The sequence below is a fragment of the Frigoribacterium sp. CF331 genome, from assembly GCF_057787905.1.
Genome location: NZ_CM173545.1, coordinates 1,656,941 through 1,678,366, shown reverse-complemented (window position 1 = coordinate 1,678,366; position 21,426 = coordinate 1,656,941). Strand labels below are relative to the sequence as shown.

Here is a 21,426-nt window from a genome sequence, read left to right as displayed (position 1 = left end):
GGCGAACCCTGTACATCCCCACCGGGACCAACAGACAAGGAGCTTCACCATGAACGCCTTCACTCGCAAGCGCATCACGAAAGCCGCCTTCGGCATCGCCGCCTCGGGCGCCCTGATCTTCTCCCTCGCCGCCTGCTCGTCCAACTCGGGCACCGCGACCGACACCTCCTCGACCTCGACCTCCGCGTCGGCCGAGCCCACCGCCGAGGCCACCCCCCTGGCCACGATCGCCGACCTCAGCAACGGCGTCGACACCCAGGTCACCGTCGACGCGTCCTTCGTCGAAGCCCTCACCTCGCTCGGCCTCACCCCCGGCGTCGTCGGCTCGGCCACCTTCGACTCGGCCACGGGCACGTTCGCGTTCCCCATCACCGGCGGCAACGTCGACTACTACGACCCCAACGGTGACGTCCGCCCCTACGTCCAGGGCGAGATCGACCACGACGGCTCCGGCCTGTCGCTCACCGCCGGCGACACCGTCGTCGAACTGACCGACTTCCGCATCGACCCGGGCGAGAGCAAGCTCTACGGCACCGTCACCGCCAACGGCCAGGTCGCCGCCGAAGACGCCTACCTCTTCAACCTCTGGGGCGGCACCTTGAAGCCCATCCAGATGGAAGGCACCAACGCCGTCCTCGAGGGCACCACCGTCCACATCAGCCCCGACGCCGCAGCCCTGCTGAACCAGACCTTCAACACCGACGCCGTCCAGGACGAGATGCTCGTCGGCGTCGCGAAGATCACCGCCGCCACGGAGTAGTACCCCCGCCGGGCCGGCCCCGCCGGCCCGGCACGCCTGGCCGGTCACGTGCCGGCCAGGCCCCGAGGCCGCACCCTCCGGGGTGCGACCCGGAACCCGGGTCGTCTCCGTGACGACGCACCGGCCCCGCCCCGCCCGGCGGGGCCGGCGATCCCGGTGGAACCCCCTCCCGCACCCGTGCAGGAGGGGGTTTTCCCGTCCCCCACGCGCCGTCGCGGGAACCCACGCCCCACGCAGCCATGAACCCGGTTTCGAACGATGAACCCCGTTCCTTCCGGGTTCATCGTTCGAAACCGGGTTCATCGCGCGTCCGACGCACACGCCCGCCCCACGCACACGCCCGCCCCACGCACCCACCACCGCGGACCCAGCCCGCCGCCGACGGCCCCCCGGACACGCCACCTCAGCCCCGAACCCCGTTCACGAAGGCGAACCCCGAGAAAACGGGGTTCATCTTCGCGAACGGGGTTCGGGCGGGCATCACGACCGACCCGCAGGCGCCGCCGGCGGCCACGCGTCGGGCTCGGCCGTGCTGCGGGCGATGAGTGCGCGGACGTCGGCGTCGTGCTGCAGCGTCCAGGCGACGGCGGAGTTCAGCGACGACGCCGTGTGCAGCCAGGGCCGACGTCCGCCCTCGTCGCGGCAGTGGGCGTAGACGTCGAACGCGAAGCCGCCCGTCACGGGCCGCTGCCGGACGTAGCCGAGCGGCGCCGCCTCACCCTGCCGGATCAGCCACAGCCCTTGCCCGCCCGGGATCGGCGGGTGCGCGCACGGGTGCTCGGCGGGAGGCTTGCGCAGCACCGCCCGCGCGTTCTCGAACTTCGTCTGCACGCCCATGTCGGCGACCGTAGGGGCGACCACCGACGTCCGGGGTCGACGTGCGTCACGTCGACGTACGACGAAAGTCGCAGGGCAGGTCCCGACTCCTGCACCCGGTGGCGCCGCCGTGCACCCGCGAGCGTGGAGTCATGACCACGACACCGACTCGAGAAGCCCCTCCGTCCCGCCGGCGCCACCCGCGCCTCCTCGTCCGAAAGGGCCTCGCGGCCGCCGCCGTCGTCGCCCTGGGCGTGACGCTCGCCGGGTGCGCGTCCGGGGCGACGGGCGCGACCGTCGACGCCGCGCCTCCCGCACCTCCGCAGCACCAGCCCGGCGGACACTCCCTCACGCAGGACGACGTCGACTCGTGGCTCGACGGTGCCGTCGGGTCGGCGCTGCAGACCACGGGCATCCCGGGGGCGACCGTGTCGGTCGTCGCCGACGGCGAGCTGCTGACCGCGCGCGGCTACGGCATGGCCGACACCGGCACGGGCGACACGCCTGCCGAGGCCGTCGACCCCGACCGCACGCTGTTCCGCGTCGGCTCGGTGTCGAAGGTGGTCTCGGCCACCGCGATCATGCAGCTCGTCGAGGACGGCGACCTCGACCTCGACGCCGACGTGCAGCAGTACCTCGACTTCGACCTCGACACCCCGAAGGGCACCGTCACCCTGCGGCACCTGCTCACCCACACCGCCGGCTTCGAAGAAGTCATCTCGGGGCTCATCGGCACGCCCGGCAGCGAGAAGACGCTACGCGAGGCCGTCTCGGACGCCCCTCCCGCCCAGGTGTTCACGCCCGGCACCACCCCGGCCTACTCCAACTACGGAGCCACCCTGGCCGGTTACATCGCCCAGCGGGTCAGCGGCGTGCCCTTCGACGAGCTGCTGCAGCGGCAGGTCTTCGACCGGGTCGGCATGACCTCGTCGTCGTTCGCGCAGCCGTTGCCCGACGAGCTCGACGCCCGCCTGGCGCACGGCTACCCCGACGACTCGGAGCCCGCCGTGCCGACCGAGGTCGTCAACGCGGCCCCGGCCGGTGCGATGTCGGCGACCGCGACCGACATGGCCCGCTTCATGCTGGCCCACCTCGGCGACCTGCCCGACGACCAGGCGTTGCTCCGGCCCGACACGCTCGCCGAGATGCACCGCCCCGCGCTCGACGCCGACGACCTCGGCACGCTCGTCGCCGGCCAGCGCATGGACCTCGCCTTCTTCGACGACAGCACCCCCGGCCTGGCCGCCTTCGGCCACGACGGCGACACGCAGGTCTTCCACTCGGCGATGCGGATGTTCCCCGAGCACGACACCGGCATCTTCGTCAGCACGAACGGCAGCGGGCGATCGGCCACGGCCTCGCTCGACCTGCGCACCACGGTGCTGCAGGGCTTCGCGGACCGCTACCTGCGCGACGCGTCGGCCGCCGGGTCGGCCGCGGGTTCGGGCGACCCGACCGACGGTGACGGCCGAGGAGGCGCGGGCACCGTCGGCGACGGAGCACCCGCCGCCGACGCGGTCGCCTCGGGCACCGGGCCCGGGTCCGACGCCAGTGCCAGCGCCGCCACCGGCGCCGGCGCCGGCGACGCGACCGACGGACCGGTGGCGGTCGACCTGGCCGGCACCTACCTCTCGTCGCGCTCCCCCGTCACCAACCCCGGCGCCCTGCTCGCCCTCTCCGGCCAGACCACGGTCGCGGCCCGGTCGGACGGCACGGTCGCCGTGACCCCGAAGCCGCTCGGCGTGACCACCGGCGTCTACGAGAAGGTCGGGACGGACCTGTGGCGCGAGGTCGGCGGGGACGCCGTGCTGGCGACGCGGACGGCCGGTGACGCCTCCGGCACCGACGGGGACGCGACCGTCGAGGCGATCTCGTGGGGCGCCTCCTTCACCATGCTGCGGGCGCAGCCCTGGCAGGTGGCGTCGGCCGTGCTGCCGAGCGTCGCGCTGGCCGTCGTGGTGCTGCTCGCCTCGATGATCGTCTGGCCCGCGACCGCCCTCGCCGGGGCCGGACGTCGGCGCCGGGACCTCCGGGCGGGCGTGTCGGGCTCGGTGGTCACCACTCCTCGTCGCCGCGACCGCACCCTGCTGCTGTCCCGACTCGGGCAGGCGTCGACGCTGCTGGCGCTCGTCGGCTGGGCGGTCGTCGCGGTGCAGGCCATGTCGTTCGCCGAGGTGTCGGCCGTCACCCTGCGCGTGCTGCAGGGGCTGCAGCTGCTCGGCGTCGTCGCGATCGCGCCGGCCGCGCTGGTCGCCGTGCAGGCCGTGCGCGACCGCCGGGGATGGGCCGTCGTGACCGGACGCGTGCTCGTCGTCGTCTCGCTGGGGGCCCTCGCCGGGTTCGCGTTCGGCTTCCGACTCGTCGCTCCGAGCGTGAGCTTCTGATGGCTCGCCCCCAGCGCGACGTCGGGGCCGACGGTGCACAGCCGTCGTCGGCCCGGGACCAGGAGGCGCGGACCACCTGGCATGCTCGGACGGTGACCTCGACCCCCGACACTCCGCACACCGGGGCGGCCCGTCCCGGCGGGGCGGCCCGTCCCGGCGGGCCCGACGGCGCCGACGGCCCCGCCGGGCCCGGCGTCGCAGCGGTGCGTCACGGCCTCGCACGGCTGGGCGTGCACACGACGCTCGGTCGGGACGTCGCCCTCGCCGTCGTCTGGGCACTCGTGACCGTCGCCTTCCTGGCGACGCTGCTCGCGGCGGGCGAGTTCTACGGGGCCGATCGCAGCATCCCGGGCGGCCAGGTCGCGGCGGTGGTCGTGCTGACGCTCGTGCAGCACGTGCCCCTCGCGTTCCGGCGGGTCCGACCGGTCCCCGCCCTGCTCGCCGTCGCCGTGCTGCAGGCCGGCCTGCTCGCGGTGCTGCCGACCGGTCTCGCCCTCTGGACGGCCGCGCCCGTCGTCACCGCCTACACGGTCGCCACGCTCCGACCGACCCGGGCCGTCGTCGCGGTCGTGCTCGCGGCGGTGGGCGTCGAGGCCGTCGGTGCCGCCGTCGGGGCGGCGTCGATCGTGAAGGACCAGCTCGGGGCCACGCCGGGCCTGGGCGAGCTCGGCGCGGTCGTCGAGGCGCTCGCCCTCGTGGCGAGCGCCGTGCTGATCAACGGCGTGAGCGCCGCCGTCGGCTCGTGGGTCGCCCTGCGCCGGGACCACGACCGCGACGCCCGAGCCCGGGCCGCCGAGACCGTCGAGCACCAGGCCACGCTCACCCGGGCCGCGGTCGCCGCCGAGCGCACGCGCATGGCCCGCGAGCTGCACGACGTCGCCGCGCACCACCTCACCGGGCTGGTCGTGCAGGCCGGTGCCGCCGAACGTCTCGTCGACGGCGACCCCGAGCGTGCGAAGGAGAGCCTGCGCAGCGTCCGCGCCCAGGGCCGCGAGACCCTGGACGCCCTGCGGTCGATCGTCGGCATCCTGCGCGAGACGGGCGACGAACCGACCGGCACGGTGCCGGTGCCGGGCCTCGACGACGTGGGCGACCTCGTCGACCGGGCCCGCGCCTCCGGGGCCGTCGTCGAATCGCACGTCGACGGGGCGCTGCCGAGGCTGGCACCGCTCGCCGACGTGACGGCCTACCGCACCGTGCAAGAGGCGCTCGTCAACGCCCGTCGGCACGCGCCGGGGGCGACGGTCGAGCTGCACCTACGGGCCGGTGCCGGGGCACTCGTGGTCGTCGTCGAGAACGACCTGCCCGCCGCCCGTGACACGTCGGGCGGTGGTGGCTTCGGGCTGGTGGGCATGCGCGAGCGGGCCGACCTGGTCGGTGGTCGGCTCGAGACCGGACCGACCCCCGAGGGGCGATGGCGCGTGCGGCTCGAGTTGCCGGTCGAGGCCGTCCGCGGAGCCGCGGCGAGCGCCGGGGGCGAGGCCGAGGCCGGAGCCGGAGCCCGAGCGGGAACCGGAGCCGGAGCCGGAGCCGGAGCCGGAGCCGGAGCCGGGGCACCTGACCCGACGGCGGTCGACGACGGGCGTGTGCCGTGATCCGCGTGGTGCTGGTCGACGACCAGGCGATCGTCCGCACGGGGTTCCGGGTCGTGCTCGAGACGGCCGGGGGCATCGAGGTCGTCGGCGAGGCCTCCGGAGGGCGCGAGGCGGTCGAGGTCGTCCGCCGCACCCGCCCCGACGTCGTCGTGATGGACGTCCGCATGCCCGGCGGCGACGGCATCGAGGCGACGCGTGCCATCGTCGACTCCCGAGACGGCACCGGCACGCCGGGAGTCGACGCGGCCGGCGCCGGCACTCCGGGCGTCGACGCGGCCGGTGGTGGCACTCCGGGCGTCGACGCGGCCGGTGGTGGTGGCGGCGGCGGGACCATGCGCCTCGGCGGCGCTCCGACCCCCGGCACCGAGGCCACCGACGGGCAGGAGGCGCGGGTCGGGTCGGCGAGCGCCCCCGCCGTCCTCGTCGCCACGACCTTCGACCTCGACGAGTACGTGTTCGGAGCCCTCGAGGCCGGTGCGAGCGGCTTCGTCCTCAAGGACGTCGAGCCGGACGAGTTCGTCGGCGCCGTCCGGGCCCTGGCGTCGGGGCGGGCCGCCATCGACGGTGCCACCACGCGTCGGGTGATCGCCGAGTTCACGCGGCGTCGGCGGGCGTCGACGGTCGAGCCGTCGCCCGACGTCCTCACCGGACGCGAGCGCGAACTCGTCCGCCTGCTCGGCGAGGGCCTCTCGAACGACGAGATCGGCGAACGCCTGGTCGTCGAGACGAGCACGGTCAAGTCGCACCTCACCCGCATCACGACGAAGCTCGGCACCCGCGACCGGCTGCAGACGGTCGTCTGGGCCTACCGCTCAGGTCTCTTGCCCTGAGCCGGGTGGCCCGACACCCCTGCGCCGAGACGGGCGTCGCGCCATCGGCCCTCGTCGCACCGCCACGTAGACGTCGCACCGCCACGTACACGTCGCACCGCCACGTAGACGTCGCACCGCCGAATCCGGCGGTGCGACGTTCAGTCCGTGGTGCGATGCCCGCCAGCCCGCCCGGGGTGGCGGCGACGGCGACAGCGACAGCGACGCGATCGTGGGGTCGGACCCGTCGTCGAACGCCAGGAACGTGAGCTCGCGACGAAGACGTTCGTCGACACCCTCTGATCGGGCAGGCCCCGGGGGCCGTCGTCGCACCGCCGTCGGCCTCGCTGAGGTTCGCCGTGCCGACGCGGCACCGCCGAGTGGACGAGACACCGCGGCGTTCGGCGGCGTCCAGTCCACTCGGCGGTGCCGTGCGGCGGAGCTGGCTACGCGGGCTACGCGACCGGCTCGACGAGCGAGACGTGCTGCGTCGCCACCCGCACGGGCTGGCCGGCGAAGGCAGCCGCGCGCGCCTCCGACTGGAGGTAGGCGGCCTCGACCTCGGCGAACCGGGCGGCGTCGCCCGGCGTGCTGACGGCCCAGACGAACTGGTTCGCGTCGCGGTCGGCGTAGGCGAACTCGATCTCGAACCCCTCCGAGAGGCGTGCGGGGATGAGCGTCGACGTGAACCAGGCGACGAAGTCGTCGAGCACCCCCTCGACGAGCTCGTAGCGGCGCAGCTGGACGGTCTTCGACGAGTCGGTCATCCCGCCACCCTACTGACGCCCGAACGACACCACGAGACGGGCACCGCACCACGAGACGGGCACCGCACCACGACTAGTCCTGGTGCGGTGCCCATCGCCTGACGTCGTGCGCGCAGGTCGCATGCCGCTTGCCGCCACGCCGCACGCCGCACGCCGCACGCCGCACGCCGCACGGAGGCCCAGCCGACCAGCCACCTGCCCGGCCAGCCATCCCGCCACGAACTCGACATCCCGCCACGACATCGCATGGCGGGATGTCGACATCGTGGCGGGATGCGCGGCCGCGGCGCCCGAACGGCGTCGAGCCGCACAGAAGGAAGCACACCCCATCCCCACCGCACCACGAGATGGGCACCGCACAACGACTAGTCCTGGTGCGGTGCCCGTCGCCTGGCGTCGTGCTCGCGCGCAGCGCGCCGCAGGTCGCAGGGCAGGAGGCGCGGCGCCGGCCGGTCCCGCCACCCCGGTAGCGTGGCCGGGTGACTCCGCTGACGCTCGCCCTCGCCGCCGCGGCGATCGTGGTCGGTGCGCTCACGCAGCGCATGGCCGGCATCGGCTTCGCGTTGACCGCGGCACCCCTGCTCGTCGTCGTGCTCGGTCCCGAGGCCGGGGTCTCCGTCGGCAACGCCCTCGCCGCCGTGCTCGCGCTGGTCGTGTTGGCGAGCACGTGGCGGACGGTGCGGTGGCGGACGGCGGCCCTCCTCGTCCTGCCGGCGCTCGTGACGATCCCGATCGGAGCGTGGGTCGTCCAGACCGCCCCGACCGGCCCGCTGACCATCGCGGTGGGCGCCCTGGCGCTGGTCGGAGTGCTGGTGATGGCGTTCTCGAGCCGCGCGCGCCTCCTGCCCGGCCGCGTCGGCGCCGTCGCCGCGGGGGCCCTCGGTGGCTTCATGAACGTCACCGCCGGGGTCGGCGGCCCGGCCCTCACCGTCCACGCGACGAGCGACCGGTGGCCACGCGAGGTCTTCGTGGGCACGGGTCAGGTCTTCCTGCTGGCGATCAACCTGACCTCGGTGCTGACGAAGGGCATCCCGGCCGAGCCGCTGCCCGTCTGGGCGGGCGCCCTCGCCCTGCTCTTCGTCGGCGCCTTCGTCGGCCACCACCTCAGCAAGGTCGTCCCGGCGCGGGTCGGACGCATCCTCGTGCTGACGCTCGCCGCCGTCGGCAGCGCGCTCGCCCTCGTCCGAGGCATCACCCAGCTCTGAGCCGCGCCACCCGCCCGGCGCCGCCGGCCACCGCCCGCCCGGCAGCACCGCCCGCCTCCCCCCGGCACCGCCGACCGCCACCCGCGGCACCGCACGGCCGCGCCTCCCGCCACCCCCACCGGGCCGAGGAGGCGCGGGTCGTCACCCCGCGCACCTCGCCTAGACTCGGCCCGCCATGCAGTGCGACTACTTCGACGCGGGGCTGTGCCGGTCGTGCACGCTCCTCGACCGCCCCTACCCGGTGCAGGTCGCCGACAAGGAGGCCCGCGTCCTCGACCTGCTCGGCGCACGCCACGCCCCCGCGACCTGGCTGCCGACGCTGACCAGCCCCGAGTCGGGGTTCCGCAACAAGGCGAAGATGGTCGTCGGCGGCACGATCGACGAACCCACGCTGGGCATCCTCGACGGGCGCGGGCAGGGCGTCGACCTCCGCGGGTGCGGCCTGCACACCGAGGGCATCCAGGCGGCGCTGCCGACGCTGGCGGCGTTCGTGACCCGCGCGCGCCTCCTGCCCTACGACGTGCCGAGGCGACGCGGCGAGGCGAAGTACGTGCACGTGACCGAGTCGCCGTCGGGCGAGCTGATGGTGCGCTTCGTGCTGCGCAGTGAGCAGGCCCTGCCGCGGCTCCGCGCCGAACTGCCGTGGCTGCTCGACGAGTTGCCGCAGGTCGCCGTCGTCTCGGTCAACCTGCTGCCCGAGCACAAGGCCGTCCTCGAGGGAGCCGACGAGATCGTGCTGACCGAGCGCGAGACGCTGACCATGCGACTCGGCGCGATCGACCTCGAGCTGCGACCGCAGAGCTTCTTCCAGACGAACACGGCGATCGCCGCCGGCCTCTACGCCCAGGCCGCCGAGTGGGTCGACGACCTCGACCCCGCCCGCGTCTGGGACCTCTACTGCGGCGTCGGCGGCTTCGCCCTGCACGTCGCCCGCCCGGGCGCGGGACGCACGAGCCGCCACGACCACCGCGAGGTCGTCGGCATCGAGACCAGCGAGGAGGCGGTGGCCAGCGCCCGGGGCAGCGCCCGTCGCGCAGGCCTCGAGCACGTGCGCTTCGCGGCGGACGACGCGACCCGGTTCGCGACGTCGTCGGGGTCGGAGTTCATGGGACCTGGGACCTCGGGGTCGGTGTCGTCGGGGCCGGGGTCGTCGTCGGGGCCCGGGGCCTCGGGGTCGGCGCCGTCGGAGTCGGGGTCAGCGCCCTCGGGGCCTGGCACCGCACCTCCGGAGGCCACGTCCTCGGGACCCGGCACCGCGCCTCCCGAGCTCGTGATCGTCAACCCGCCGCGACGCGGCATCGGCGCGGTGCTGGCCGGCTGGCTCGAGGAGTCGGCCGTCGAGCACGTCGTGTACTCGAGCTGCAACCCCGTGACGTTGGCGAGCGACCTCGACGCCATGCCCTCGTTCGAGGTCGTCGCCGCGCGCGTGTTCGACATGTTCCCGCAGACGCCGCACCTCGAGGCGATGGCGCTGCTCCGCCGCCGCTGAACTGCGCCGCCCGCCGTCCGCCGTCGCCCGCCGTCCGTTGCCCGCCGTCGCCCCGCCGCCACGCGCTCATGAACCCGGTTTCGAACGATGAACCCACGTGCTTCCGGGTTCGTCGTTCGAAACCGGGTTCACGGGGCCGGGCGGGCCGGCCGGGGCGGGGCGAGCCGGGCGGGGCGAGCCGGGCGGGGCGGGGCGAGCGGGGCGAGCCGGGGCGAGCCGGGCGGGGCGGGGCGAGCCGGGGCGGGGCGAGCGGGGCGGGCCAGGGCGGCGAGGACGAGAGACCGCCACCCGGCCCCCGGCGCGGCCCGCGCAGCTCAGAGCGCGACGGTGCTGCTCCGCCACCCGAGCGAGTCGGCGCCCGTCTGCCAGACGACCGTGAGACCGCGCCCGGCCCCGCCCTCCCCTCCGACCTCGGTCGTGAAGCGCTTGCCCGACCCGGCCGAGACGGCGTCGATCGACCCGAGCGGCTGCCCGTCGACGAACGCCCACAGCGTGTCGGGGTAGCCGACGACGCTCGGCTCGGTCTGGTCCTGGCTCAGCGGGCTGGCGAACGAGATCGACGCGGGGGCCGTCGGGTCGTACGCCGCGCCTCCTACGGTCTGGTCCTCGGCACCGACGGCCGGGTTCGTCCACTCGTAGAGGGAGTCGCCGGTCGGCGGCACACCCGCGTCGTCGACGCGGAGGCCGTCGGCGGTCTCACGCACGACCCACGCGTCGGCGAGCTCGTCGGTCGTCGCGCTCACGAGGGTGAACGCACCCTCGGGGCCCTCGGCCGAGGCGAGCTCGACGTCGCGCAGGGCGTCGGCCTCGGCGGGGGTGACCGTGCCGTCGGCGGGTGAGGCCGAGGCGAAGGTCTGCTCGGTGCCGTAGAACTGCTGCGCCTCCGGGCTGAGCAGGGCCCAGGCGGCGGCCGTGTCGCCGGTCGCGATCGCGTCGAGGTAGCGGCCGACGACCGCCTGCTCGGCCGAAGCCGGCTCCGCGTCGGCCGGGGCCGCGTCGGTGGGGGTCGCGGACGTGGCACTCGGCGAGCCCGTCGCGGCCGCGGTCGGGGCGGTGACGGAGGGGTCGGTCGTGCATCCGGTGGCGGCGACCAGCGCACCGACGGCGAGGGTCGAGGTCATGAGGAGTTCTCGTGTCTTTGCCATGCCTGGCACGGTAGCGAGGGCCCGGACGGGCTCGTCGCGACTCCCAGCGGATGCCCACGCACGCCGGACCACCCCGAACGGGCAGGACGTGCTGCTCGCCACGAACCGACGAGCACCTTCTGCCCACTCACCCGCGACCCGGCGCCACGCCACCCCCGCGAGGCGCGGGCCGGCAGGCGCAGGCCGCGAGACAAAGGCCGGGAGGCGCGGGCCGGGTCAGCCGCGCGCGACCACCGCCCAGCCGTGCGGCCCGACCGAGAGCACGTCCCCGTCGAGTCCGGAGTCACGACCCGCCAGCCACTCGCCCGGGGCGGGATCGGCCACGCGCAGCTCGTCGTCGCCGAGGTTGAGCGCGACGACCAGCGACTCCCCGGGCCCGGCGCCGGTCACCTCGAGCACGAGCGACTCGTTGGCGACCGAGACGGTCCGGCTGCGGGCGGTGTGCAGCCACGGGTGCCGACGCCGCACGCCGATCAGCCGCTGGTGGAGGGCGAGCACGTCGGGGAGGGCGTCCGGCACGCCGGCACCCGGCGCCTCGGCAGGCGTCGCGGGGAACGCGGGGCGCACGGCGTCGTCGCCGCCGACCCGCGCCTCCTTGACGGCCCGCAGTCCGAACTCGTCGCCGTAGTAGACCGAGGGGGTGCCGCCCAGCACGAAGAGCAGGGCGATCGCGTGGTCGTGGTGGCGCTCGTCGTCGATCTGGCTGGCGATGCGCGTGACGTCGTGGTTGCCGACGAAGGTCAGCGGGACGAAGTCGGCCAAGAACTCGTCGTGACGTCGCAGCGCCCACTCGAGCTCGAACAGGTTGACCTCGTCGACGCCGTGCCAGATGCCCTGCCACAGCTCGTACTGGGTGACGGAGTCGAGTCCGCCGTCACGGACGGCGGCCGCGTAGTCGCCGTGCAGCACCTCGCCGACGACGTACACGTCGGGGTGCCGTTCGCGCAGCGGCGGCAGCACGGTCGCCCAGAACTCCGACGGCACCGAGTAGGCGGCGTCGAGGCGCCAGGCGTCGGCACCCCGGTCGGCCCAGTGCGTCAGGACGTCGGTCACCGTGCGGGCGACCTCGGGCGACGAGTGGTCGAGGGCGATGAGCCCTCCGTGCCCCTCGAAGGTGCCCAGGCTGCCGTCGGCCTCGCGCCGGAACAGGGCGGCCTCGCTCGAGCCGGGGTCGCGGCGGGCCTCGACCAGCGCCGGGAACTCGGGCCCGACGTGGTTGAAGACGCCGTCGAGCATCACCTTCACGCCCTTGGCGTGGGCGGCCTCGATCAGGGTGACGAGGTCGGCCTCGGTGCCGAGTCGCGGGTCGACGGTGAACCAGTCGATCGTGTCGTAGCCGTGCGTCGACGACGCGAACACCGGGCCGAGCGCGAGGCCGTTGGCCCCGAGCGCCAGCAGGTGGTCGAGCCACGGGACGAGGTCGAGGAGGCGCGGTGCCGGCGAGCGGTCCGCCCCGGTCGTGTCCGCCCCGACGAAGCCGAGGGGGTACACGTGCCACCACACGACGTGCTCGGTCCAGGCCGGGCCCTGCCAGGCGGGAGGCGTCACGGGGTGCTGCTGTTCGCTCATTCGCGCCACCCTAGTGACGGGCGGTCGGGAGGCGTCCCCCTGTTCCGCTCGCGGGGCCGCGCAGCGCGTCCCCCTGTTCAGCTCGCGGGGCCGAGCAGCACCGCGAGCAGGGCGGCCGCACCGCCGACGATGAACAGCATCGTGCCGGCCTGCATCGTGCGGGTCTTGTTGCGGTCGGCCGTCGGCACGTCGACCTCGAGGATGGGGCAGCCCGACCAGCCGATCAGTCCGACGCTCAGGGCCACGAGCGCCGCGCCGACCCAGAACAGCGTCGCGAGGCCGGCCGACAGCAGCGCGGGACGCCAGCCGGTCGAGAGCAGCAGGCCCAGGGCCACCGCCACGCTGCCGACCGCGGCGACGAACCAGATCGTGCCGGTCCACATGATGCGTTGGACGTTCTTCTCGGGGGTCATCAGGTCGTGCAGCTCGTGGGTCACCAGAACATCTTTCACCCTCTGCAGCGATCCGGCGCACACGGGCACCGGAAACGGGCGGGTCCGGGCGACGCGGGCGTCCGGGGACGCCCGCACCGCACGAACCCGCCCGTCCTGCGCGTCGCGACGCAGAGCGCGAGCGTCGCGGCGCAGTCCGCGAGCGTCGCGGCGCAGTCCGCGAGCGTCGCGGCGCAGACCGCGAGCGTCGCAGCGCAGACCGCGAGCGTCGCGGCTACTTCGTGGCGTCCTCGAGCAGCGGCACCAGCTTCTCGAGCGCGTACTGCCGCGAGAGCGCCGAACCGAGCGAGTACGCCGCGGCGACGTCGCCGTCGATGACGACCGCGTGGCCCTCCTGCACGGCCGGCAGGGCCTTCCACTGCGCGTCGTCGGTGATCTCGGTGGTGTCGATGTAGATCGGGAACGCCACGATGACGTCGGCGTCGATCTCGTCGAGCTGCTCGCTCGAGATCGAGACCGAGAAGCCGCCGGCGTTCGGCGCCAGCGCCGCGATGGCGGGGTTCTGCTCGAAGCCGAGCGCCTCGAGCTGGTCGACCCGCTCGCTGTCCTCGACGTAGGCGCCCCAGCCCTCGCTGGTCTTCGTGGCGGCGGTGACCGTCTTGCCCTTCCACTCGGGGTGGGCGGCGGCGACGGCCTCGACCGCCTTCTCGTTCTCGTCGACGAGCTGCTCGCCCTTCGCCTCTTCGCCGAGGGCCTCCGACACGAGCTCCATCTGGTCGTCGAAGTCGGTCAGGTAGTTCTCGCCGCCCTCGGGCACGCCGACGGTCGGGGCGATGCTCGACAGGCGGTCGTAGCGGTCCTGGTCGCCCGAGCCCTTCGTGTCGAGGATCACGTCGGGCTCGAGGGCCGCGATCGCCTCGTACGAGGGCTCGAGGGTGCCGATGATCTCGGGGGCCTGGTCGTAGAGGCCCTGCGCCCACGGGCCCACGCCGTCGGCCGCGTCGCCGAAGGCCAGCCAGTCGGACGCCCCGACGGGCTGCACGCCCAGGGCCAGCGCCGCCTCGGCGTCGCCCCAGCCGAGCGCGACGACCCGCGTCGGCTTCTTCTCGATGGTGACCTCGCCGAACTTCGTGTCGATCGACACCGGGAACGCCCCCGACCCGCCGGAGGCCGCGCCCGAAGGGCTGTCGGAACCGGAGCCGGAGTCGGCCGAACAGCCGGCCAGGGCGAGGGTGGCGACCGCGACGGCGGCGGCGATCGAGAGTGTGGTGCGCATGGGTTCCTCAGGGCTGTGACGTCGGTGCTGTGACGTGGTGTCGGGCGGAAGGTGGGGTGCGGGGGTCGGTGCCGGGGACATCGGGCACGACTCCAAGTGAGGGTAGCCTAAGCTAATCATCATGGCGATGCCCCGAGCGCTCACGGTCGGCGGTGCCCCGCGACCGACGCGAGGCTCCCGGCGCACCCGCACGCGCCTCCTCGCCCTCGTGGCCGCGCTGGCCCTGCTGGCCCTCGCCGTCGTGCTGGGTCTCGCCGTCGGCGCGCGGCCGGTCGCCTTCGACGAGGTGCTGCGCGTCCTGACCGGCGCCGCGAGCCGCGACACGGCCGACGCCACCGCCGTGCTCGACCTGCGCCTGCCACGCACCGTCGCCGCGATCGTCGCCGGTGCCGGCCTCGGGGTGGCCGGGGCCGTCGTGCAGGCCGTCACGCGCAACCCGCTGGCCGACCCGGGCATCCTCGGCGTGACCTCGGGCAGCGCCTTCGCCGTCGCCCTCGCGGTCGGCTTCGCCGGGGTCACCTCGGCGAGCGGCTGGGTCTGGTTCTCGTTCGTCGGCGCGGGCGTCGCGACCGTGGCGGTCGCCCTGATCGGCGGCGCCGGACGAGGAGGCGGTGGCCCGGCCCGCCTGACCCTCGCCGGCCTCGCGCTCGGGTCGGTGCTCGCGGGCATCACCTCGTCGATCGTGCTGGCCGACCCCCGCCGCTTCGACGCCGTGCGCGCGTGGGAGGTCGGCTCCCTCGCCGACCGCGGCTGGGACCCCGTGCTGACGGTGCTGCCCTTCGTCGCGGCCGGGGTCGTCGTCGCGATGGTCGCCTCGCGCCCCCTCGACGCCGTCGCCCTCGGCGACGAGCACGCCGCGTCGGTCGGCGTGTCGGTGCCCGCCGTGCGGGTCGTCTCGTTGGTCGTCGTCACCCTGCTGGCCGGAGGCGCGACCGCGGTGGTCGGGCCCGTCGCCTTCGTGGGCCTCATGGTCGCGCACGCCGCCCGCGGCCTGGTCGGCCCCAGCCAGCCCTGGGTCACCGGCCTGTCGGCCGTGCTCGGGCCCGTGCTGCTGCTGCTCGCCGACGTTCTCGGACGGGTGGTGGCTCCCCCGGGCGAACTCGCGGCGGGACTCGTGACGGCGGCCGTCGGCGCACCCGTGCTCATCGCGATCGCCCGCCGCCGACGGGTGGGCGGCGCATGACGCGGGCGGACACCCGGCCGGGCACGCCGAGGACGACCGCCGCGCCGAGTGCCGGCCCGCGCCTCCTGCGCTCGTGGCGTTCGACCGGCGGGCGTCACCGCACCGCGACGCTCGTGCTGGTCGTGGTGGCCGTCGTCGTGGCGATCGTCGCCCTCGGCATCGGCGACTACCCGCTCAGCCCACCCCAGGTCGTCCGGGCCCTGTTCGGCGGCGACGGGTTCGCGTCGACCATCGTGCTGAACTGGCGGCTGCCGCGCGTGCTCGCCGCCCTCGTCTTCGGCGCCGCACTCGGCGTCTCGGGGGCGATCTTCCAGTCGCTGACCCGCAACCCGTTGGGTTCGCCCGACGTGATCGGCTTCTCGACCGGGGCCTACACCGGGGCGATCGTCGTCATCGTGTCGGGTGCCGCCTCGACGATCGGCACCGCGGCCGGCGCCCTGGTCGGCGGGCTGGCGACGGCGCTGGTCGTCTACCTGCTGGCCTACCGCCGCGGCGTCCACGGGCTGCGACTGATCATCGTGGGCATCGGCGTCACGGCCCTGCTGCACTCGGTCAACAGCTGGCTGCTGTTGCGCGCCCAGGCCGAGGTCGCCCTGACCGCGTCGTTCTGGGGCGCGGGGTCGCTCGCGCTCGTCGGGTGGCAGCAGCTCGTGCCGGCCCTCGTGCTGCTCGTCGTGCTGACCCCGTTCGTCACGGCCCTGTCCCGGCCCCTGCGGCAGCTCGAGCTCGGCGACGACACCGCCCGGTCGCACGGGCTGCGCACCGAGGGGTCGCGGCTGGCGCTCGTCGTGGTCGGCGTCGCGCTGACCGCCGTGGTGACCGCGAGCACCGGGCCCATCGCGTTCGTCGCCCTGGCCGCGCCCCAGCTCGCCCGGCGCCTCGTGCGCTCGGCCGGGGTGCCGCTCGTCGGCGGCGGTCTCGTCGGCGCGGTGCTGCTGCTCGTCGCCGACCTGGTCGCCCAGCACGTGGCCCCCACCCCCGTGCCGGTCGGCCTCGTCACCCTCGTGATCGGCGGGGTCTACCTCATCACGTTGCTCGTCTCGGAATCCCGGAGGTCCGCGTGAACGCCGACGCCACCCGCCCGCCCGCGCCGGACGCGAGACGTGCCGCCGACGCGACCCGCGCCTCCCGGCTGTCGGCACGGCGGGCCCACCTCGCGTACGACCGCCGCACGGTCAGCGAGGCCGTCGACGCCGACGTCCGAGACGGCTCCTTCACGGTCATCGTCGGGCCGAACGCCTGTGGCAAGTCGACGCTGCTGAGGGCCTTCGCGCGCCTCCTGAAGCCCCGGTCGGGGTCGGTGCTGCTCGACGGACGCGAGCTCGCGGGCGTCCCGGCGAAGGAGGCGGCGCGCATCGTGGGCCTGCTGCCCCAGACGTCGACCGCTCCGGACGGCATCACGGTCGCCGAACTGGTGGCTCGCGGTCGCTACCCGCACCAGGGGCTGTTCCGGCAGTGGACCGCGAACGACCGCGAGGCGGTCGACGCCGCCCTCGCCGAGACCGACCTGACCGACCTGGTCGACGTGCCGGTCGACGAGCTGTCGGGCGGACAGCGGCAGCGGGTCTGGGTCGCGATGGCGCTCGCGCAGCAGACGCCGGTGCTGCTGCTCGACGAACCGACGACCTACCTCGACATCGCCCACCAGTACGACCTGCTCGACCTCTTCGCGCGGCTGCACGGGCAGGGCACGACCGTGGTGGCGGTGCTGCACGACCTGAACCAGGCCGCGCGGTACGCGACCGACCTGATCGTGATGGCCGACGGCGACGTGGTGGCGACGGGGACCCCGGCCGAGGTGCTGACCGAGCAGCTCGTCACCGACGTGTTCGACCTGCCCTGCGTCGTCGTGCCCGACCCCGTGACGGGGTCGCCGATGGTCGTGCCGCGCCGCCGCTGACGTCCGGGTGGCGGACCTGCCGCGTCGCGTCGCGTCGCGCCGCGCCCGGCCAGGCCACGCCGCGTCGCGCGGTCGCACCACCGTCGCGTCGTCGAACCACCCCGGTGCGTGGTTCGACGACGCGACGGTGGTGCGACCTCCCCGCGGCGGCGTGGAGCCCCCGGCTCAGGCCTGCGCTTCGGTGATGACCTCGGCGCTCCAGCCGTCGTACCGACCACCGGCCCGCTGCACGACGTCGAAGACCTCACGGGTGAAGGTGACGGCACGATCGTCGTCGAGCGCGTCTTCGCGACCCGCCTCGAGTGAGGCGCCGAGCAGGCCCCTGCGCGTGACCGTCACGGCGTAGCCCGACGTGCGCAGCTCGTCGGCCGCCCGTTCGGCGGCTGCCCTGCGCGGGAAGTCGGCCGAGTGCGTGACGGCCCGCGGCAGGTCGAACCGGTCACGGAGCTGGTTGCGGGTCACCAGCTGCGCGGCGCAGCGCTGCAGGTGGACCGCGATGCCCTCGTCCGTCGGTGCCACGGAACGGCCCTAGCGGGTGCGGGCGGCGGGGCGTCCGCCGCGGCCCCGACGGTCGGCGCGCGGCGCACGCGAGGGCAGCACCGCCGCGACCAAGAAGAAGACGATGCCGAAGACGACGACGATCGACCCGATGACCATGAGGGCGATGATGACGGTTTCCATCCGCCCATCCTCCCGGGCGGGCGGGGTGCGCACAAGGCGCGACCGCTGAGCATCCCCTGCCCGCGCCTCCCCGGTCCCCGTCCGGCGACCGGGCTCGGGGCGTTCCTCCCGGCGGGGCCGGACCACGTCTCGTGCCCCCTCGACGCCCGCCGCCGGACCAGGAGGCGCGGGTCGGCGGGGTACGCCTCCCAGCGTCCGGGCCCCGGCGTCGGGCAGTCAGTAGTACCACCGGCACGGTCCGCACGCCCTCATCTGGCCCGATGTCGGTGGCCGGACGTAGCGTCGAGGTCGCCGGTGCGACGGGGGACGTCGCCCGGCCCCCGTCTTCTCCGAGGAGTCCGAGTGACCAGCGACACCACCACCACCACACGCCCCACCTTGTTCTGCCTGCACGCCCTCGGCATGAGTCGGCTCGAGTACGGCCCCGTCGCCGACGCGCTCGGCGACGCCTTCGAGGTCGTCGCGCTCGACCTGCCCGGCTTCGGCGACGCCACGACGGCCGACGGCGTGACCGTCGACGACATGGTGCGCCAGGTCACCCGACAGATCCGCCGGCACGGCGCCACGCGCTGGCTGCTGGTCGGCCACAGCATGGGCGGCAAGATCGCCTCGATCGTCGCCGCGCGCACGCTCGCCGGGCAGGGCGGCCTGTTCGGCCTGGCCGGCGTCGTGCTGCTCGCGGCGTCGCCTCCGTCGCCCGAGCCGATGGACGACGAGAACCGCGAGCAGATGATCGCCGCGGCGGCCGACGGCCCGCTCGACGCCGACACGCGGCGCGCGTTCGTCGACGACAACGTCGGGGCCCCGCTGCCGACGGCGCTCGACGACCAGGCCCTCGCCGACCTGCACCGCACCTCCCCCGAGGCCTGGACGGCCTGGTTCGACCGCGGCAGCCGCGAGGACTGGTCGGCCGAGGTCGGCACCCTCGACCTGCCCGCCCTCGTCGTCGCCGGCGGTGCCGACGGGCCGCTCGGCGAAGAGGCCCAACGCCGCCTGAACGGCGCCGTGTACCCCCGCGCCACGCACCTGACCCTCGACGGCGCCGGTCACCTCCTGCCGCTCGAGCGCCCCGCCGAGGTCGCCGAAGCCATCACCTCGTTCTGGAGTGACGACGCCGGGCGGGCGCCGGTCATGTCGGACGACTTCGCCCGGGTCATCGCCTCGAGCCGCACCGCGTCGAACACCCGTGGCATCCTCGCGAAGCGGGCCGTGGCCGACGACCCGCGCTACGCGCCGCAGGTGCTGACCGAGGCACAGCTGGCCACCCTGCGGGCCGTCGCCGCCCGCGTGGTGCCCCAGGACGACCCCGACCACGCCGTCGACCTCGCCGCCCGCGTCGACGCCCAGCTCGCGGCGGGTCAGGGCGACGGGTGGCGCAACGCCGACCTGCCGAGCGACCCCGAGGCCTATGCCCTCGGGCTGGACGCCCTGGCCGACTTCACCGACCTGACGCCCGAACAGCGAGACGAGCGTCTCGCCGCGATCGTCGCGGGCGACCCCGACGACACCCTCGAGACGGTCGGCGACAGCGGTGGCGGCGACTCGCACCACGGAGGCGACCAGGGCGACGCGGGCCTCACCGGTGGCACGTCCGACGACACCGCTCGGCCCAGCGACGCCGAGGCCCACCCGTTCTCGGTCGAGCAGCTCACCGCATGGTTCGAGGACTGCCGGGTCGACCTGGTGAAGGCCTGGCTGGCCCACCCGGCGACGATGGAGCGCATCGGCTTCGACGGTTTCGCGAACGGCCGTGCCGGTCGCGCCCTGCAAGGATTCAGCCGGCTCGGTGCCGGCCAACGAGAGGGCTGGGAACCAGCCATGGAGGTCACCCGATGAAGCTCGACGCGCAGCGCACCTACGACGAGTCCGAGGTCGTCGACGCGGTCGTGATCGGCACCGGTGCCGGTGGCGCCCCGATCCTCGCCAAGCTGGCCCTGCAGGGGCTCAAGGTCGTCGCCCTCGAGGCCGGCCCGAACTTCGAGCCCGACGAGTACACGCAGGACGAGGTCGAGGCCGTCAAGATCAACTGGATGGACGAACGCCTGAGCGGCGGCGAGACCCCGACCGCGTTCGGTCAGAACAACAGCGGCAAGGGCGTCGGCGGTTCGACCCTGCACTGGGGCGCCTTCACGCCGCGCCCCGACGAGCGCGACCTCAAGCTCAAGACCCTCACGGGCAAGGGCGAGGACTGGCCCGTCGACCACGCCGAGTTGATCGGGTACATCGAGGAGGTCGAGAACTTCGTCGGCGTCTCGGGCCCCGCCGACTACCCGTGGGACCCTCAGCGCTCGTACCTCATGCCGCCGCCCGCACGCAACGCGTCGAGCGACATGATGATCCGCGGTTGCGAGGCCCTCGGCATCCGGGCGACCGACGCGCCGGCCGCGCTCGTCAGTCGGGACTGGCGTCAAGAGCACGTCGGCACGCGCCCCGCCTGCGTCGGCTGCGGCAGCTGCCACCAGGGTTGCCGCAGCGGCGCCAAGGTCAGCATGGACACCAGCTACCTGCCCATGGCGGTCGCGAACGGGGCCGAGATCCGCCCCGAGTCGATGGTGACGGGCATCGAGCTCGACGAGGCCGGCGAGGTCTCGGCCGTCGTCTACGTCCGTGACGGCGTCGAGCACCGCCAGCGCACGGCCGCGCTGTTCCTCTGCGCGGGCGGCGTCGAGACGCCGCGACTGCTGTTGCACGCCGGCATCGCCAACAGCAGCGACCAGGTCGGCCGCAACTTCATGGCCCACGGCGCCACCCAGGTCTGGGGCACCTTCGACACCGAGATGCGGGGCTACCGCGGCTACCCGTCGTCGATCATCACCGAAGACACCATGCGACCCGACGGCGTCGACTTCGCCGGCGGCTACCTCATCCAGAGCCTGGGCGCGATGCCGCTGACGCTGGCGACGACCCTCGCCCGTGGCGCCGGCCTCTGGGGTCCCGAGTTGGTGAAGGCCCTCGACGACTACCGCTTCATGGCCGGCGTCGGCATCAACGCCGAGTGCCTGCCGAGCGAACAGAACCGGCTCACGCTGTCGGACGAGCTCGACGAGAACGGCATGCCCAAGGTCGTCGTCACCTTCACCCCGGGCGAGAACGAGAAGGCCATCGACGAGCACGCCGTCGCGACGATGACGGCCATCGTCGAGGCGGCCGGCGGCCGCGACATCCGCGTCTTGGCGCGCACCGCCCACACGATCGGCACCTGCCGCATGGGCACCGACCCGGCGACGGCCGTGGTCGACCCCGACGGGCGCAGCTTCGACGTGCCGAACCTCTGGATCGCCGACAACTCGGTCTTCCCGAGTGCCGTCGTCGCCAACCCCGCGCTGACGATCATGGCCCTCGGCCTCCGCACCGCCGACCGCTTCCTCGCGAGTGCCGGGCTGTCCGGCGCCGTCGCGGGCGAGCGCGTCGGGGCCGACGTCTCGCGCGTCGTCGACGCGGCCTGACCCGCTCGA

19 protein-coding genes are annotated in these 21,426 nt (G+C 74.6%); 11 read left to right on the top strand and 8 right to left on the bottom strand.

Features of this window, described 5'->3' with window-relative positions:
- Positions 1-49: 49 nt before the first annotated feature.
- Entirely contained in the window at positions 50-760 is a 711-nt protein-coding gene (locus AC3CCI_RS07865) for a hypothetical protein (protein WP_354594783.1), read from the top strand.
- Between the two features lie 480 nt (positions 761-1,240).
- Here AC3CCI_RS07865 and AC3CCI_RS07860 read toward each other — a convergent pair whose 3' ends face one another.
- Positions 1,241-1,597, bottom strand: a complete 357-nt coding sequence (locus tag AC3CCI_RS07860; RefSeq protein ID WP_488626778.1) for a hypothetical protein — start codon at positions 1,595-1,597, stop codon at positions 1,241-1,243.
- Positions 1,598-1,728: 131 nt separating this feature from the next.
- Here AC3CCI_RS07860 and AC3CCI_RS07855 point away from each other — a divergent pair, with 131 nt between their 5' ends.
- The 3 genes from AC3CCI_RS07855 to AC3CCI_RS07845 all read left to right on the top strand — a co-directional run bounded on the left by AC3CCI_RS07855 (position 1,729) and on the right by AC3CCI_RS07845 (position 6,385).
- Positions 1,729-3,960: a serine hydrolase domain-containing protein gene (locus AC3CCI_RS07855; protein WP_488626777.1), complete on the top strand. Its 2,232-nt coding sequence runs from the start codon at positions 1,729-1,731 to the stop codon at positions 3,958-3,960.
- A 92-nt stretch (positions 3,961-4,052) separates the two neighbouring features.
- Entirely contained in the window at positions 4,053-5,555 is a 1,503-nt protein-coding gene (locus AC3CCI_RS07850) for a sensor histidine kinase (protein WP_488626776.1), read from the top strand.
- Positions 5,552-6,385 carry a response regulator gene (locus AC3CCI_RS07845; protein ID WP_488626775.1) on the top strand — a complete coding sequence of 278 codons (834 nt, stop codon included), beginning with the start codon at positions 5,552-5,554 and terminating at the stop codon, positions 6,383-6,385. Before AC3CCI_RS07850 ends, AC3CCI_RS07845 begins: the two co-directional genes overlap by 4 nt.
- A 434-nt stretch (positions 6,386-6,819) precedes the next feature.
- Here AC3CCI_RS07845 and AC3CCI_RS07840 read toward each other — a convergent pair whose 3' ends face one another.
- Entirely contained in the window at positions 6,820-7,131 is a 312-nt protein-coding gene (locus AC3CCI_RS07840; protein ID WP_354593855.1) for a hypothetical protein, read from the bottom strand.
- Positions 7,132-7,610: 479 nt separating this feature from the next.
- Here AC3CCI_RS07840 and AC3CCI_RS07835 point away from each other — a divergent pair, with 479 nt between their 5' ends.
- Together AC3CCI_RS07835 and AC3CCI_RS07830 are read left to right on the top strand one after the other, a co-directional pair.
- A complete protein-coding gene (locus AC3CCI_RS07835) occupies positions 7,611-8,336 on the top strand; it encodes a TSUP family transporter (protein ID WP_488626774.1) in 726 nt (241 codons plus the stop codon).
- A gap of 175 nt (positions 8,337-8,511) precedes the next feature.
- A complete protein-coding gene (locus AC3CCI_RS07830; protein ID WP_488628643.1) occupies positions 8,512-9,825 on the top strand; it encodes a methyltransferase domain-containing protein in 1,314 nt (437 codons plus the stop codon).
- Positions 9,826-10,139: 314 nt separating this feature from the next.
- Here AC3CCI_RS07830 and AC3CCI_RS07825 read toward each other — a convergent pair whose 3' ends face one another.
- From AC3CCI_RS07825 to AC3CCI_RS07810, 4 genes are all read right to left on the bottom strand, one after another.
- Positions 10,140-10,970 carry a hypothetical protein gene (locus AC3CCI_RS07825; protein WP_488628642.1) on the bottom strand — a complete coding sequence of 277 codons (831 nt, stop codon included), beginning with the start codon at positions 10,968-10,970 and terminating at the stop codon, positions 10,140-10,142.
- 216 nt (positions 10,971-11,186) lie between these two features.
- Positions 11,187-12,539, bottom strand: a complete 1,353-nt coding sequence (locus AC3CCI_RS07820) for an alpha-amylase family glycosyl hydrolase (RefSeq protein WP_488628641.1) — start codon at positions 12,537-12,539, stop codon at positions 11,187-11,189.
- 77 nt (positions 12,540-12,616) lie between these two features.
- On the bottom strand, positions 12,617-12,976 hold the full coding sequence (locus AC3CCI_RS07815; RefSeq protein WP_157490182.1) for a hypothetical protein: 360 nt from the start codon (positions 12,974-12,976) through the stop codon (positions 12,617-12,619).
- A gap of 229 nt (positions 12,977-13,205) precedes the next feature.
- A complete protein-coding gene (locus AC3CCI_RS07810; protein ID WP_488628640.1) occupies positions 13,206-14,207 on the bottom strand; it encodes an iron-siderophore ABC transporter substrate-binding protein in 1,002 nt (333 codons plus the stop codon).
- 121 nt (positions 14,208-14,328) lie between these two features.
- On the opposite strand from AC3CCI_RS07810, the gene AC3CCI_RS07805 reads away from it, so the two are divergent.
- The 3 genes from AC3CCI_RS07805 to AC3CCI_RS07795 are packed head-to-tail and all read left to right on the top strand — an operon-like array spanning position 14,329 to position 17,290.
- Positions 14,329-15,390, top strand: coding sequence for a FecCD family ABC transporter permease (locus AC3CCI_RS07805; protein ID WP_488628639.1), 1,062 nt, complete (start codon positions 14,329-14,331; stop codon positions 15,388-15,390).
- Complete coding sequence (locus AC3CCI_RS07800) at positions 15,387-16,454, top strand: FecCD family ABC transporter permease (protein WP_488628638.1); 1,068 nt, start codon at positions 15,387-15,389, stop codon at positions 16,452-16,454. Before AC3CCI_RS07805 ends, AC3CCI_RS07800 begins: the two co-directional genes overlap by 4 nt.
- Complete coding sequence (locus AC3CCI_RS07795) at positions 16,451-17,290, top strand: ABC transporter ATP-binding protein (protein WP_488628637.1); 840 nt, start codon at positions 16,451-16,453, stop codon at positions 17,288-17,290. The genes AC3CCI_RS07800 and AC3CCI_RS07795 overlap by 4 nt, the downstream gene beginning before the upstream one ends.
- 165 nt (positions 17,291-17,455) lie before the next feature.
- On the opposite strand, the gene AC3CCI_RS07790 is transcribed toward AC3CCI_RS07795, so the two are convergent.
- On the bottom strand, positions 17,456-17,809 hold the full coding sequence (locus tag AC3CCI_RS07790; protein ID WP_488628636.1) for a ribonuclease E inhibitor RraB: 354 nt from the start codon (positions 17,807-17,809) through the stop codon (positions 17,456-17,458).
- Positions 17,810-17,818: 9 nt separating this feature from the next.
- The gene (locus AC3CCI_RS07785) at positions 17,819-17,971 is read right to left on the bottom strand and encodes a hypothetical protein (RefSeq protein WP_354593864.1); all 153 of its coding nucleotides are present in this window, start codon (positions 17,969-17,971) and stop codon (positions 17,819-17,821) included.
- A gap of 342 nt (positions 17,972-18,313) precedes the next feature.
- Here AC3CCI_RS07785 and AC3CCI_RS07780 point away from each other — a divergent pair, with 342 nt between their 5' ends.
- Complete coding sequence (locus AC3CCI_RS07780; RefSeq protein WP_488628635.1) at positions 18,314-19,807, top strand: alpha/beta hydrolase; 1,494 nt, start codon at positions 18,314-18,316, stop codon at positions 19,805-19,807.
- Positions 19,804-21,417 (top strand): GMC family oxidoreductase, encoded by a 1,614-nt coding sequence (locus AC3CCI_RS07775; protein WP_354593866.1) that lies wholly within the window; start codon positions 19,804-19,806, stop codon positions 21,415-21,417. The genes AC3CCI_RS07780 and AC3CCI_RS07775 overlap by 4 nt, the downstream gene beginning before the upstream one ends.
- Positions 21,418-21,426 lie beyond the last annotated feature (9 nt).

Excerpts from the sequence above, each read along its gene's own strand:
- AC3CCI_RS07865 (WP_354594783.1), top strand. The coding sequence starts at position 50 with ATGAACGCCTTCACTCGCAAGCGCATCACGAAAGCCGCCTTCGGCATC.
- AC3CCI_RS07860 (WP_488626778.1), bottom strand. The coding sequence starts at position 1,597 with ATGGGCGTGCAGACGAAGTTCGAGAACGCGCGGGCGGTGCTGCGCAAG.
- AC3CCI_RS07855 (WP_488626777.1), top strand. The coding sequence starts at position 1,729 with ATGACCACGACACCGACTCGAGAAGCCCCTCCGTCCCGCCGGCGCCAC.
- AC3CCI_RS07840 (WP_354593855.1), bottom strand. The coding sequence starts at position 7,131 with ATGACCGACTCGTCGAAGACCGTCCAGCTGCGCCGCTACGAGCTCGTC.
- AC3CCI_RS07830 (WP_488628643.1), top strand. The coding sequence starts at position 8,512 with ATGCAGTGCGACTACTTCGACGCGGGGCTGTGCCGGTCGTGCACGCTC.
- AC3CCI_RS07825 (WP_488628642.1), bottom strand. The coding sequence starts at position 10,970 with ATGGCAAAGACACGAGAACTCCTCATGACCTCGACCCTCGCCGTCGGT.
- AC3CCI_RS07820 (WP_488628641.1), bottom strand. The coding sequence starts at position 12,539 with ATGAGCGAACAGCAGCACCCCGTGACGCCTCCCGCCTGGCAGGGCCCG.
- AC3CCI_RS07810 (WP_488628640.1), bottom strand. The coding sequence starts at position 14,207 with ATGCGCACCACACTCTCGATCGCCGCCGCCGTCGCGGTCGCCACCCTC.
- AC3CCI_RS07805 (WP_488628639.1), top strand. The coding sequence starts at position 14,329 with ATGGCGATGCCCCGAGCGCTCACGGTCGGCGGTGCCCCGCGACCGACG.
- AC3CCI_RS07800 (WP_488628638.1), top strand. The coding sequence starts at position 15,387 with ATGACGCGGGCGGACACCCGGCCGGGCACGCCGAGGACGACCGCCGCG.
- AC3CCI_RS07785 (WP_354593864.1), bottom strand. The coding sequence starts at position 17,971 with ATGGAAACCGTCATCATCGCCCTCATGGTCATCGGGTCGATCGTCGTC.
- AC3CCI_RS07775 (WP_354593866.1), top strand. The coding sequence starts at position 19,804 with ATGAAGCTCGACGCGCAGCGCACCTACGACGAGTCCGAGGTCGTCGAC.